Source organism: Lysobacter sp. FW306-1B-D06B, assembly GCF_038446665.1.
In the GTDB taxonomy this organism is placed as follows: Bacteria; Pseudomonadota; Gammaproteobacteria; order Xanthomonadales; family Xanthomonadaceae; genus Lysobacter_J.
In genome coordinates this window covers 3,788,497-3,802,362 of the sequence record NZ_CP151802.1, presented here as the reverse complement: position 1 = coordinate 3,802,362, position 13,866 = coordinate 3,788,497, and the positions used below count along the sequence as shown (strand labels likewise).

General features: G+C 66.4%; 11 protein-coding genes and 1 pseudogene. 8 read left to right on the top strand and 4 right to left on the bottom strand.

Features of this window, described 5'->3' with window-relative positions:
* Positions 1-338: 338 nt before the first annotated feature.
* From AAFF32_RS17650 to AAFF32_RS17615, 8 genes and pseudogenes are all read left to right on the top strand, one after another.
* Entirely contained in the window at positions 339-2,279 is a 1,941-nt protein-coding gene (locus tag AAFF32_RS17650; RefSeq protein WP_342315886.1) for an oligopeptide transporter, OPT family, read from the top strand.
* 81 nt (positions 2,280-2,360) lie between these two features.
* Positions 2,361-4,427: a S9 family peptidase gene (locus AAFF32_RS17645; protein WP_342315885.1), complete on the top strand. Its 2,067-nt coding sequence runs from the start codon at positions 2,361-2,363 to the stop codon at positions 4,425-4,427.
* A gap of 39 nt (positions 4,428-4,466) precedes the next feature.
* Positions 4,467-4,832, top strand: a pseudogene (gene vgrG, locus AAFF32_RS17640) (type VI secretion system tip protein VgrG); the annotation flags it as partial.
* A 65-nt stretch (positions 4,833-4,897) separates the two neighbouring features.
* Positions 4,898-5,470, top strand: a complete 573-nt coding sequence (locus AAFF32_RS17635; RefSeq protein ID WP_342315884.1) for a DUF3304 domain-containing protein — start codon at positions 4,898-4,900, stop codon at positions 5,468-5,470.
* Positions 5,404-5,742, top strand: coding sequence for a DUF3304 domain-containing protein (locus AAFF32_RS17630; protein ID WP_342315883.1), 339 nt, complete (start codon positions 5,404-5,406; stop codon positions 5,740-5,742). The genes AAFF32_RS17635 and AAFF32_RS17630 overlap by 67 nt, the downstream gene beginning before the upstream one ends.
* On the top strand, positions 5,739-7,475 hold the full coding sequence (locus tag AAFF32_RS17625) for a DUF2235 domain-containing protein (protein ID WP_342315881.1): 1,737 nt from the start codon (positions 5,739-5,741) through the stop codon (positions 7,473-7,475). The genes AAFF32_RS17630 and AAFF32_RS17625 overlap by 4 nt, the downstream gene beginning before the upstream one ends.
* 88 nt (positions 7,476-7,563) lie before the next feature.
* On the top strand, positions 7,564-8,805 hold the full coding sequence (locus AAFF32_RS17620) for a DUF819 family protein (protein ID WP_216963155.1): 1,242 nt from the start codon (positions 7,564-7,566) through the stop codon (positions 8,803-8,805).
* Positions 8,806-8,807: 2 nt separating this feature from the next.
* Positions 8,808-9,053: a DUF3658 domain-containing protein gene (locus AAFF32_RS17615; protein WP_216963153.1), complete on the top strand. Its 246-nt coding sequence runs from the start codon at positions 8,808-8,810 to the stop codon at positions 9,051-9,053.
* Between the two features lie 198 nt (positions 9,054-9,251).
* Here the strand turns inward: AAFF32_RS17615 and AAFF32_RS17610 are convergent, their stop codons facing one another.
* The 4 genes from AAFF32_RS17610 to AAFF32_RS17595 form a co-directional block, all read right to left on the bottom strand.
* Positions 9,252-9,488 (bottom strand): YbdD/YjiX family protein, encoded by a 237-nt coding sequence (locus tag AAFF32_RS17610; protein ID WP_216963150.1) that lies wholly within the window; start codon positions 9,486-9,488, stop codon positions 9,252-9,254.
* A complete protein-coding gene (locus tag AAFF32_RS17605; RefSeq protein WP_216963147.1) occupies positions 9,460-11,520 on the bottom strand; it encodes a carbon starvation CstA family protein in 2,061 nt (686 codons plus the stop codon). The genes AAFF32_RS17610 and AAFF32_RS17605 overlap by 29 nt, the downstream gene beginning before the upstream one ends.
* A gap of 115 nt (positions 11,521-11,635) precedes the next feature.
* A complete protein-coding gene (gene corA / locus AAFF32_RS17600; RefSeq protein ID WP_216963143.1) occupies positions 11,636-12,664 on the bottom strand; it encodes a magnesium/cobalt transporter CorA in 1,029 nt (342 codons plus the stop codon).
* A gap of 39 nt (positions 12,665-12,703) precedes the next feature.
* Positions 12,704-13,861, bottom strand: a complete 1,158-nt coding sequence (locus AAFF32_RS17595; protein ID WP_254200640.1) for a DUF4105 domain-containing protein — start codon at positions 13,859-13,861, stop codon at positions 12,704-12,706.
* Positions 13,862-13,866 lie beyond the last annotated feature (5 nt).

Genomic DNA, 13,866 nt, shown 5'->3' with positions numbered 1-13,866 from the left:
ATCTCGTTATCCCGTCTACCTCGTCATCCCGGCGAAGGCCGGGACGCAGGCCATCACGCCTTCAAGCGCACCGCGTCGCGCACGGCCTCCCGACCATCCCGTCATCCCACCTACACCGTCATCCCGGCCTTCGCCGGGATGACGGGGTAGGTGGGGTTGTGAAGCCGCGCGATGCCTTCCGCTGGCGATCGCCGCTCACGCAGGCATACCGCCGCGTATCGCTGCACCGCCGCATCTTTGCCGCGTCCTGTCCATTTGCGCCGGGGTTTTTACAGTTCCCGGCGGGCAATGCGATGATCCGGGACCGCTCGGTCCACCGAGTCCACCTGGAGCTGCCGATGGCCTCGCCCGCGACGCCGCAATTAACCATCCGAGCCGTGCTGCTGGCCGTCGTGCTGGCGGTGATCCTCTCCGCCGCCAACGCCTACCTGGGCCTGTTCGCGGGCCTGACCATCGCCACCGCCATTCCCGCGGCCGTCGTCTCGATGGGCGTGCTGCGCCTGCTCGGCGGCGGCAGCATCCTGGAGAACAACATCGTCCAGACCGGCGCTTCCGCCGGTTCGTCGATCGCCGCCGGCGTGATCTTCACGATCCCCGCGCTGATCATCATGGGCTACTGGCCCGACTTCAAATACTGGTGGGTCGTCGGCATCGCCGGCCTGGGCGGCCTGCTCGGCGTGCTGTTCTCGGTGCCGCTGCGCCGCTCGATGATCGTCGAGGAGCCGCTGCCGTTCCCCGAAGGCAAGGCCGCGGCCGAAGTGCTCAAGGCCGGCGAGAACCCCGGCCCGGGGCTGAAGATCCTCGCCGTCGCCGGCGCGCTCGGCGCGCTGGTGAAGCTCGCCGCAGAGAGCGGCCTGCGCCTGATCCCCGACAACGCCGTCGCCTCGGGCTTCATCGGCAAGTACCTGGGCTACATGGGCACCAACCTGTCGCCGGCGCTGCTGGGCGTGGGCTACATCGTCGGGTTGAACATCGGCATCGTCGTGGTGTCCGGCTCCATCCTGTCGTGGCAGTTCGCGATTCCGATCTACCACGCGTTCTTCCTGCACACCGATCCGGCGCTGGCCGCGCAGATCGCAGGCGCGTCCGCCGCCGATGCGGGCGGCGCGATCTGGTCGGCGAAGATCCGTTACCTCGGCGTCGGCGCGATGCTGATCGGCGGCATCTGGACGCTGTTCTCGCTGCGCAATTCGCTGGCCTCGGGCATCAAGAGCGGCCTGGCCGCGGCGCGCAAGGGCGGTGGCCTGGCCGTTGCCGAAACCGAACGCGACCTGCCGATGAAGTGGATGCTCGTCGCGCTGGCCGTCTTCGTCGTGCCGCTGTGGATGCTGTACCACGCGATCGTCGCCAGCTGGGGCGTGAGCCTGACGATGACGATCATCATGATCGTCGCCGGTTTCCTGTTCGTGTCGGTGTCGGCCTACCTCGCCGGTCTCGTGGGTTCGTCGAACAACCCGGTGTCGGGCATCACGATCGCGACCATCCTGTTCGCCTCGCTGGTGCTGATGCTGTTGCTGGGCCGCGATTCGGCCATCGGCCCGGTCGCTGCGATCATGATCGGCGCGGTGGTGTGCTGCGCGGCCGCCGTCGGCGGCGACAACCTGCAGGATTTGAAGGCCGGCTACATCGTCGGCGCGACGCCGTGGAAACAGCAGTTGATGCTCGGCATCGGTGCGTTCTCGTGCGCGCTGATCATGGCGCCGGTGCTGAACCTGCTGGCGCAGGCCTACGGCATCGGTCCGCCGACGGCCACGCACCCGAACTCGCTGTCCGCGCCGCAGGCGACGCTGATGGCGTCGGTGGCCAAGGGCCTGTTCGGCGGCAAGCTGCCGTGGGACATGATTGCGATCGGTGCCGTCATCGGTGCGCTGGTCATCGCGCTGGACGAGTGGCTGAAGTCGCGCAAGTCGCACTTCCGCGTGCCGGTGCTGGCCGCGGCCATCGGCATCTACCTGCCGCTGGAACTGATGGTGCCGATCTTCCTCGGCGGCCTGCTGGCGTACATCGTCGAGCGCCGCCACGGCCTGACGATCGACAGCGACGAAGCCGAGCGCGATCGCGTGCACCGTCCGGGCACGCTGTTCGCCGCCGGCCTGATCACCGGTGAAGCGCTGACGGGCATCCTGATCGCGATTCCGATCGTGGTCTCCGAACGCGCCGACGTGCTGTCGCTGGGCATGCACCTGGGGCCGTGGGTCGGCCTGGCGGTGCTGGCCGTCGTCGGCTGGATGCTGTTCCGCTCCGGTGCGGGCAAGCACAACGCGCCAAGCAACGTCTGATCCACCTTCGTAACCACGGCCCGGCCCCGCGCCGGGCCGTGTGCCGTCCGAACCTCGCAATTCGCTATCGAGAACACCACCATGACGCCACGCCACGCCATCCTCCCGCTCGCACTGCTGCTGGCCTGCGGTTCCACCTCCGCGCTCGCCGCGCGCGGCTTCGAGGTGCGCGACCTCGCCGCGCTGGAGCGCGTTTCCTCGCCGACGCTTTCGTCCGACGGCCGCCGCGTGGTGTTCGCCAAGCGCGTGGTGGACATGGCGGCGAACAAGTCGTCCACCGCGCTGTACATCGAAGACCTGATGGCGCGCGACGCCGCACCGCCGGTGCGCCTCACGCCGGAAGGCTGGAACGTCAACTCGCCCAGCTTCTCGCCGGACGGCAGGACGGTGTACTTCCTCAGCGCGAAGTCCGGCTCGATGCAGCTGTACGCGATTCCCGCCGCTGGCGGCACGCCGAAGCAGGTCACCGATCTTTCCACCGACGTGGGCGGCTACAAGCTCTCGCCCGACGGCAAGCGCGTGGCGGTGAACCTGGAGACCTTCCCCGACTGCAAGGCCGATCTGGCCTGTTCGAAGAAGAAGCTCGACGCGCGCGGCGCGCAGAAGAACACCGGCGTGGTCTTCGACCGCATGTTCATCCGCCACTGGGATGCATGGAACGACGGTCGCCTCAATCGCCTGTTCGTGACGACGCTGGGCGACAAGGCCGCGACGACGGCGACGCTCGTCAGCGGCGGCGTCAACGGCGATGTGCCGTCGCGTCCGTTCGGCGACAGCACCGAATACACCTGGTCGCCGGACGGCAACACGCTGGTGTTCAGCGCACGCATCGCCGATGCGAAGGAACCGACCTCAACCAACTTCGACCTGTACCAGGTCAACGCCGACGGCACGGGCGCGGCGAAGAACCTCACCGCGTCGAACCCGGCGTGGGACACGGGCGCGACCTTCAGCAGCGACGGCAAGACGCTGTTCTACCGCGCGATGAAGCGCCCGGGCTTCGAAGCCGACCGCTTCGGCCTGATGGAAATGGACCTGGCCAGCGGCAAGACGCGTGAGATCGCGCCGAAGTGGGACCGCTCCGCCGACAGCATCACGTTGAGCGCCGACGGCAAGACCATCCTCACGCCGGCCACCGACATGGGTGAGCATCCGCTGTTCGCGGTCGACATCGCCACGGGCGAGGCCAAGAAGCTGGTGGGCGAGGGCAGCATCTCGGCGATCGACCTTGCCGGCCCGACGCTCGCGCTGACGCGCAACACGCTCAAGACCGGCGACGTGCTGTACACCACCAGCAATGATGCGTCCGCGCCGCTGCGCGCGATCACGCAGACCACGGGCGAGCGCCTGCCGGACGTGTCGTTCGGCGACTTCGAACAGTTCGACTTCAAGGGCTGGAACGGCGACACCGTGCACGGCTTCATCGTCAAGCCGTGGAACTACCAGGAAGGCAAGAAGTATCCGGTTGCGTTCCTCATCCACGGCGGCCCGCAGGGCAGCTTCGGCAACGGCTGGAGCTACCGTTGGAACCCGCAGACGTACGCGGGCCAGGGCTATGCGGTGGTGATGATCGACTTCCACGGTTCCACCGGTTACGGCCAGGCGTTCACCGATGCGATCAGCCAGCACTGGGGCGACCGCCCGCTGGAAGACCTGCAGAAGGGCTGGGCCGCGGCGCAGCAGCAGTACGCCTTCCTCGACGGCGACAAGGCCTGTGCGCTGGGCGCCAGCTACGGCGGCTTCATGGTCAACTGGATCGCCGGCAACTGGAACCAGCCGTGGAAGTGCCTGGTGAGCCACGACGGAGTGTTCGACCAGCGCGGCATGGGCTTCGCCACCGAGGAGTTGTGGTTCACCGACTGGGAGCAGGGCGGCAGCGCGATCGACAAGCCGGACAACTACGAGAAGTTCAACCCGGTCAACCACGTCAAGAACTGGCGCGTGCCGATGCTCGTCGTGCACGGCCAGCAGGACTTCCGCATCCCGGTGGAGCAGGGCATCGGCGCGTTCACCGCGTTGCAGCGCCAGGGCGTGCCGTCGCAGTTCCTGTACTTCCCTGACGAGAACCATTGGGTGCTCAAGCCCGCCAACTCGATCCAGTGGCACGACACGGTCAATGCTTGGTTGAAGCAGTACATCGGCCAGTGATGTCATCGGAAGGCGGAGAAAGCCGACAGCGCCGGCGCCGAGCAAGGAACGCACTACCGCTTTGACGCCACCGTCGTTCCGGCCCACTACGACTGGAAGCCCGAACCCGCGTCGCGTCCGGTTGTCGATGGCCCGCAGATCGCCCACGTCGTCGGTCCACCCGGCGAGGAGATCCATTGCGACGAACACGGGCGCGTGCAGGTCTGGTTCCCATGGGACCGCGGAGGGCCGCGCGAGAACGCGACGTGCTGGATCCGTGTCAGCCAGGGTTGGGCCGGCACGATGTACGGCTTCATGGCGTTGCCGCGCATCGGCCATGAAGTCATCGTCGATTTCTTAGAGGGCGATCCCGACCAGCCGATCGTGACGGGCCGCGGCTATCACACTCCCACAAGGCGTGGCTGAAGGGTTCGCCCCAATGCCAGAAGCTGGCCAATCTGGGCAAGGACGGCGAAGCGCACAACTGCTGGGTGGACTTGCCGGAAGACCTGACCGCGGCGAAACCGCGATACACGGCGGAGCAGCGGGCATCGCACGAGGCGTCGCTGAAGGCGGTGGCGGTGTGTGACCAGATCCAGGAGATGTACAAGCGTGCGCGATGCTTCCACGACGCGCCGGTGGACTACACGGAAGAAGACCCAGACGAGATCGAGGGCGTCACGCTGACAGGCATTGACCACCTGGCTGATTACCTGAGCGTGCAGGACTTCTCTGTGGACGGAGCGGTTGGTGGGCGGGCGGGCCAAGGAGGAAGCATCATGTGCTGCGCCAACTTGCCCAATCGCTGGCGCGAAGGACTGACGGTGGAGGTGCGGTGGAACGTGACCAACTGGCGCGATTGCACCGGCGCGAACTATGTACGTCGCGTGCCGGTGGAGCCGTATCACCGCCCCAATCCGATGTATGTGCATTTTCTCGCAGACGGGAACGTGAGGGTGGCGCCGCCGGCGCGCAGGCAGGCCAGGGCGGCAGCATCATGTGCTGCGCCAAGCTGCCTAACCGTTGGCGCGAAGGTCTCAAGGTGGAAGTGCGTTGGAACGTGACCAACTGGCGCGATTGCACCGGCGCAGACTACGTGCGCCGCGTGCCCGTGGAGCCGTATCACCGTCCGGACTCGATGTATGTGCATTTTCTCGCGGACGGCGGGGTGAAGGTGGTGTCGACCCCTTGGTATCCGGAGAAAGCCAATCGACCCAATTCGCAGTACCCCATCAAAGACCCGATCCCGGATAAAGCTCCGTGGCGCAAGTACCCGCGTGATGAAACGTGCAAAAAGAAGGAAGCGGTGACGAGAGCAAACAAGGGGACGCCATGAATGCGAGCGAAGAACTGTTGAAGCCCCATGCGGGCAAGGAGGAACGGGTCACGCCTGTTCTTTCCGAGGTGCATTGCCGCACCGAGGAATGCGAAATGGAATTGAACATCGGTGTGTTCATGGACGGCACCGGCAACAACTGGGAATGGGTGGAGGGCGGTACTCTGACCCAGTTTGAGCGACAGAAGGACAGCAACATTTACCGATTATCGAAGGCGTATCCGCATAAACCCTCAAATGGCCATTTCCGAATTTACGTCCCAGGTGTCGGCACGCCCTTTGAGGGAATCGCCGATGAAGGCGGGGCCGCAGGGCAAGGGGCGGGTGCGGGCGGTGACGGCCGTATCAATTTCGCGCTATTGCAGGTGCTCAATTCGATCGCCCGATCCTTGAACGATGATGGGTACCAGATGTTCCAGAAGGAGGTCATCACTGCCCTCTGCCGAAACGGTAAGCGCAAATACGACTCGCACGGAAATCCACTGCCATGGCCGAAAGGCGACGCCAGCCAACTCAAGCGTGTGCAAATGGAGAGCAAGGGCGGCCTGCTGCGTGATCCAGGTGACGCGCAGCGCCGAGCGTTCTTCCAGGAGTGGTGCGCAAAAGTCGCCAAGGATGTCGCCAAATGCAAGCCCCGCATCAAGCGCATCGTGCTGGATGTGTTCGGCTTCTCGCGCGGCGCTGCCGAAGCTCGGGTGTTCTGCACCTGGCTGGGCGAGTTGATGCCGGCCGGCAAGCTATGTGGTGTCCCGGCGCAGGTGCGGTTTCTGGGGCTCTTCGACACGGTGGCCTCCGTGGGCCTGCCGCACTCCGCGCCGCTGATCGGCGACTGGGTCGATGGCCATCTGGACTGGGCCAGCGCCGAAACCCTGCGTATCGGCACCCACGTGCAGCGCTGTGTGCATTACGTGGCGATGCACGAGCAGCGCGCCTCATTCCCGTTGGATACCGTGCGCAATCCGGACGGCTCCTTGCCTGCGCATTGCCAGCAGTTCGCCTTGCCCGGCATGCATTCGGACATCGGAGGCGGTTACACGCCGCAGGAGGAGGGGCGCGGGCCGGATGGGCGTGACAGTCAAAAGCTTTCGCAGATTCCCCTGAACCTCATGTACGAAGCCGCGCTGCAGGCGCAGGTGCCGCTGGACAAGGAAGCGGCGAACGCTGATTCCATTGAAGCAGGTTACGACCCCTTCGCCATTGACCCCGTCCTGCAGCAAGCCTATGACGCCTTCACCGCCGCGATGGGCCCGCAACCGCGCCGTCTGCGCGAGTGGCTGATGCCCTACCTGTGCTGGCGGTATCAGGTGCGGGACACCTACACGAAACTTCCGTGGGTTGAGCGTGCCTCCCACGGTGACCGCGAAAACCTGAGTAACGCCAACAACGGATTCCTCGCCGACCTCGCGCTGCTCGAATCGCCGGTTCGCAGTTATGTAAGGGATGTCGTGGACCTCGGGCCCGGTATCGGCCCCGCCAACAACATTCGCAAACACGTGCAATTGGAATCCGAGGCAGGCGAGATCGCCGACTACATCCGCAAGGCGGCGCCCGTCGCACCGGCCTTGGCCAACTTCTTCGCCGACTACGTCCATGATTCCTACGGTGGCTTCACCTTATTCGCCGGAGTGCACGAGCCCGCCGGCTACCTGCGTTATCGCCGCCAGTACATGGGCAACGACACCGCGCTGACCTTGAACGACCGGCGCGGCGAAAGCGGGGTGCGTCACGCCTGAGAGTGGCGTGATATGTGCCGCAGGGCCCTCGCCACTGATCCGCGCCGGCTGATACCCTCCAGCATCGCCAAGCCCCGGATCCGCCCGAATGCACGACGCCCCGAGTACCGCGCTGATCACCAACGACATCGTGATACTGGGGCTGATCGCCGCCACGCTCGGAGCGGTGTTCTGGACCTCGTCGCTGCAGTCGTTCCGGAAGTTCTATTCGATCGTTCCGGCGTTGCTGCTGTGCTACCTGATCCCGGGGCTGTTCAACACCTTCGGCGTCATCGACGGCGAGCACAGCAAGCTCTACAACCCCGTCGCCAGCCGCGTGCTGCTGCCTGCGGCGCTGGTGTTGCTGACACTGTCGATCGACCTCAAGGCCGTGTTGCGCCTGGGACCGAAGCTGGTGGCGATGTACGCGGCGGCGTCGATCAGCGTGATGCTGGGCGGCGTCCTCGCCTTCCTGCTGTTCAAGGCGGTGCATCCGGAAACGGTCGCAGGCGATACGTGGGCGGGCATGACCGCGCTGGCCGGCAGCTGGATCGGCGGCGGCGCGAACATGCTGGCGATGAAGGAGATCTTCCAGGTCAACGCGACGACGTTCGGGCAGTTCGCGGTCGTCGACGTCGGTGTGGGTTACGTGTGGATGGCGGCGCTGATCTTCCTCGCCGGACGCTCCGCGGCCATCGACGCACGCAGCGGCGCCGACACGCGCGCCATCGATGAGCTCAAGGAAAAGCTCGCTGCGTTCAAGGCGCAGCACAGCCGCATTCCGACGCTGACCGATCTGATGGTGATCGTCGGCATCGCGTTCGGGACGGTGGGCCTGGCGCACGCGCTGGCGTCGCCGCTGTCGGCGTGGTTCGGCGCGAACGTGAGCTGGGCGCGCGCGGTGAGCCTGCACGAACCGTTCGTGTGGGTGGTGCTGATCTCCACCTTCGTCGGCCTGGGCCTGAGCTTCACCCGCGCACGCACGCTGGAAGGCGCGGGCGCATCCAACATCGGCACGCTGCTGCTGTACTTCCTGATCGCCAGCATCGGCATGCAGATGGACATCCTGGCGCTGTTCGACCGCCCGTGGCTGTACCTGCTGGGCCTGGTGTGGCTGATGATCCACATCGTGCTGCTGTGGCTGGTCGGCAAGCTGCTGCACGTGCCGTTCTTCTATTTCGCGATCGGCTCGCAGAGCAACATTGGCGGGCCCGCGTCGGCGCCGGTGGTCGCGTCGGCATTCCATCCCTCACTCGCGCCGGTGGGCGCATTGCTCGGCACGCTGGGTTATGCGACGGGCACGGGGCTGGCGTATGTGATGGGGTTGATCCTGCGGTCGCTGGCGAACTGAGCATGGTTGACGCCGTCGTCGAACAGGTGGACCGGTTCATTCTTGGATTCGCCAATGCACACTGGCAGAAGGTGGCCATGGTGATCGCCGTGGCGATGACTTCCCGCGACCTGGAATTTCCTGATGACGTGGACGATGCAGAGCTCGTGGCGAGCCGTGTCGTCGCGCTGATCGAAGGCGGGCTTCTGGAGTGCCGGGGCGATCCGGCGGAGTGGCGGCATTCCGAAGTCAGACTCGTAGCCGGTTGAGGCGCATCGACGGCGCCCCGTCGCGGACTGCAGCACGCGTAGCCCGGGTAAGCGCAGCGCACCCGGGGTCTCCGTTGCGGTGGCGTCCCGGGTGCGCTGCGCTTACCCGGGCTACGGGATCACGGAGCTTCGGGCGGCGAGCATTGCGGCAAAAGAAAAAGGCGCCTTGCGGCGCCTTTTCCGTGTCAGGTATCCGCCTCAACAACAGCGACTGCGCCCCTTCCCGTACCGCGCATCCATCCGCTCGCGGAAGAACTCGTCGCGCGTCATCGGTTCGCGGTCCGGGTGGTTGCGCCGCACGTGCGCGGCGTACACGTCGTAGTCGGGAATGCCGATGGCCAGGCGCGCGGTCTGGCAGCTCGCACGCCACCAGCGTGCGAGCAGGTCCAGGGCCACGCGGCCGACGTCAGCGGGCGATGGCGTCGAGCGCGACATAGTCGGTCTCCTTCGCAGTCGGCAGGTTGGTGCGACGCGCGGCGAACGCGGCGCGCAGGCCGAAGAACACGGTCGCCACCACGACCGCGACGAACAGCGCGCACAGCCCCGCGTCGAGGTAGTTGTTGAAGATCACGCGCGACATGTCGTCCATCGACTTCGCCGGTGCCAGCACCTCGCCGCGCGCGGCGGCGTCGGCGAACTTGCGGGCGTTGGCGATGAAGCCGATCTTCGGGTCCGGGTGGAACAGCTTCTGCCAGCCGGCGGTGAGCGTGCAGATCAGCAGCCACGCGGTCGGGATCAGCGGGATCCACAGGAACTTCTCGCGCTTCATCTTCACCATCACCACGCTGCAGAACACCAGTGCGATGCCCGCGAGCATCTGGTTGGCAATGCCGAACAGCGGCCACAAGGTGTTGATGCCGCCCAGCGGATCGACCACGCCCTGGTAGAGGAAGTAGCCCCACAGCGAGACGGCGATGAGCGTGCAGACGATGTTGCTCGCCCAGCTCTCGGTCTCCTTGAACGGCGTGTAGGCCAGGCCCACCAGCTCCTGGATCATGAAGCGCGCCACGCGCGTGCCGGCGTCGACGGTGGTCAGGATGAAGAGCGCTTCGAACAGGATCGCGTAGTGGTACCAGAACGCCATCATCCCTTCGCCCGGGATCAGCCCGTGCAGGATCTGCGCCATGCCCACCGCGAGCGTTGGCGCGCCGCCGGTGCGCGAGAGGATGGTCTGCTCGCCGATTTCCTTAGCGGTGGCCGTCAGCACATCAGGCGTCAGCACGAAGCCCCAGCTTGAGATCGCCGCAGCGGCCGATTCGGCCGTGGTGCCGATCAGCGCGGCGGGCGAGTTCATCGCGAAGTACACGCCCGGCTGCAGCACGCATGCGGCGATGAGCGCCATGATCGCGACGAAGGCCTCCATCAGCATGCCGCCGTAACCGACCATCGGGATGTCGGACTCGCTGGCGATCATCTTCGGAGTGGTGCCCGAGCTGATCAGCGAGTGGAACCCCGAGACGGCGCCGCACGCGATGGTGATGAACAGGAACGGGAAGAGCTTGCCCGAGAACACCGGGCCGGTTCCGTCGATGAATTTGGTCATCGCCGGCATCTGCAGTTCCGGCATCGCGAAGACGATCGCGATGGCGAGCACCAGCACCGTGCCGATCTTCAGGAACGTGGAGAGGTAATCGCGCGGCGCCAGCAGGAACCACACCGGCAGCACCGATGCGATGAAGCCGTAGGCGATCATCAGCCACGCCAGCGTCGTGCCCTTGAGGTGGAAGATCGGGCCCCACGTCGGGTGCGCCGCCACCAGGCCGCCGCTCCAGATCGCCAGCATCAGCAGCACGAAGCCGATGATCGACACTTCCAGGATGCGGCCCGGGCGGAAGTAGCGCAGGTACAGGCCCATCAGGATCGCGATCGGGATCGTCATCGCGACGGTGAACGTGCCCCACGGGCTTTCCGCCAGCGCCTTCACCACCACCAGCGCCAGCACCGCCAGCAGGATCACCATGATCATCAGGATGCCGACCATCGAGATCACGCCCGCGGCGGGGCCCATCTCGGCGCGGATCATCTCGCCCAGCGAGCGGCCGTCGCGGCGCGTGGAGAAGAACAGCACCAGCATGTCCTGCACCGCGCCGGCCAGGACCACGCCGAACAGGATCCACAACGTGCCGGGCAGGTAGCCCATCTGCGCGGCGAGCACCGGGCCGACCAGCGGGCCGGCGCCGGCGATGGCGGCGAAGTGGTGTCCGAAAACGATGCTCTTGGCGGTCGGAACGTAGTCCAGGCCGTCGTTGCGGCGCCAGGCGGGCGTCGCGCGGCTGCCGTCGATCATCAGCGCATTGCGCGCGATGTAGAGGCCGTAGAAGCGGAACGCGACGGTGAACGTCGCCACCGCCGCCACCACCAGCCATATCGCGTTGATGGTTTCGCCGCGATGCAGGGCGATGGTGCCGATGCAGAACGCCGCCAGTACCGCCAGGGCGGCCCAGCCGATCCAGGACAAACCTTTCATGACATCCCCTCCGGAAGGATCACCGAAGAGTCGCGCCGGCGCGGGCGCCGGGTCAATGCGCAATGCGGCAAGTCGCCTGCGACTTTGGTCTAAGCGAAGCAGGGAACTCCAGTGTTTACAGCCACTTGGCGCGCTTGAGCAGCACGTACAGCCCCGAGCACGCCACCACGACCAGTCCGATGAGGATCCAGTAGCTGTAGCGTCCCTCCAGCTCGGGCATGTGCGTGAAGTTCATGCCGTACCAGCTGGTGATGAGGGTCGGCGCGGCCAGCAGCGCGGCCCAGCCGGCGAGGCGTTTGACGACCTCGCCCTGGTGGATCGTCACCAGCGACAGGTTCACGCTCATCGCGGCGGTCAGCATTTCACGCAGGGTGTCGGTGGTCTCGTTCAAGCGCACGGCGTGGTCGAGGACGTCGCGGAAGTAGAGCTGGCTTTCCTCGTCGATGAGGTTCGTGCGCGCGCGCGAGAGCTGGCCGAGGATGTCCTGCAACGGCGACACCGCCATGCGCAGGCGGGTGAGCTCGCGCTTGAGGTCGTACAGGTGCTTCACCGTGTCGCTGCGGAATTCCTCGGCGAAGATGTCCTGCTCCAGTTCGTTGAGGTCCTGGCTGAACTCCTGGACGATCGGCTGGAAGTTGTCGACGACCAGGTCCAGCACCGTGTAGAGCGCCGCGCCGGGGCCGTGGGCGAGGTCGTCGGCATCCCGTTCGTAACGCGCGCGCGCCGGCGCATAGCTGGCCGATGCGCCGTGGCGCACCGTCACCAGGTAGCGCGGGCCGACGAAGATGTGCGTCTCGCCGAAGCGGATGTGGGTGTCCACGCTCTGCGCGGTATGCACGACGATGAAGAGCGAGTTGCCGTAGGTTTCGATCTTCGGTCGCTGGTGCGCGTTGCGTGCGTCCTCGACGGCGAGGTCGTGCAGGCAGAATTCCTCCTGCAGCTTGTCGAGGATCGCCTCGGCCGGTTCGTACAGGCCGACCCAGATGAAGTTGTCATCGTCCTTCGCCAGGACTTCGCTGATCTCGTCCAGGCTGATCTCGCGGCGTTTCCCGCCGCGTTCGTACACTGCGCAGTTGACCACGCAGGATGGCAGATTGGGGCGAAGGGCCTCGGCGGCGGGCAGGGATTTGGCAGGCGTGCTCATGCGCAAATCCTGCGCCCGCCGCGCCGGCGCGGCAAGCGCTCAGCGTCGCGCGCGGAACGCCTGCAGCAGGCCCAGGTGGATCGGCAGCAGCAGCGCGATCCAGTGCACGTTGCGTTGCGGGGTCACCGGCAGCCAGTACACGAACAGCGATGCGACCGCGCCCAGTGCGACGACGGCCAGCACGCCGCGGAACCAGCGTCCGGGATCGCGTCCGCGCAGCACGCGCCAGCCACCGGGCAGCAGCAGCCAGCACAGCGGGCTGAGCAGCAGCAGGTTGGCGTTGGCCCAGCCGTAGGTGTGCTGCGTGCCGAGCCAGAGGAACAGCATCAGCGCGCCAAGCAGGCCGGCCAGCGTCCAGAACGGCAGCGCGACCGCGGCGGCGACGCACGGACGCGCGCGTCCGAGCCATGCCAGTGCGATGCCGATCGCGATGCCGGCCAGCGCCCACGGCCACCAGCGCACCGGGGCGTCCTGCGGTTCGGGCGGCAGGCGATGCGGGAGCAGTTCCTGTTCCTCGAGCACCAGCGGCCGGCCTTGCGTGTTCTTCACTTCGCGCAGCGCGGCGGCCAGGCGCATCGGCACGTAGGACTCGCGCCATACCGGCATCGGCTGGTCGGACGACGGCCCCAGGCCGACGTCGAAACCCAGCCACATCCACCACGCCGGCGAGGCCAGGCGCACCGCTTCGCTGCGTGCGGTGGAGCCGTGCGAGCGGCCTTCGATCTGCCGGCGCAGTCCGCCGTCGAGCGCGCGGTCGAGCATGTCGCGCACGCGCGTGGAGCAGTTGTCGTCGAAGTATTCGTACTTGTAGAACGCGTTCTCGGGCTTGGCGTTCTCGGCCAGCGCATCGGCCAGCGCGCGCGCCTGCGCTTCGTCCAGGTCCAGCCATTGCACGCTGACGCCGCGGCCTTCCTCGCGGTACTGCATCAGGTCCTGCTCGAAGGGCAGGGCCATCAGGCGGTAGCGCATGTCGCCCTTGACGAAGCGGCTGACGAAGTCCGGCTCGCTGGGATCGAAGAAGCCGTAGTTGTAGGAGATCGCCTGGCCCGACTCGGGATCGACCACGACGATCGCGTTGTGGCCGAAGCGCTCGAAGAAGATCTCGCCCGGCTGCATCGTGACCACGCCGATGCGCGGCGTGGAGGCGAACGCGGGAACGGCGAGGAACGCCAGCAGCAGGACGATCAGCGCGAACAGGCGAC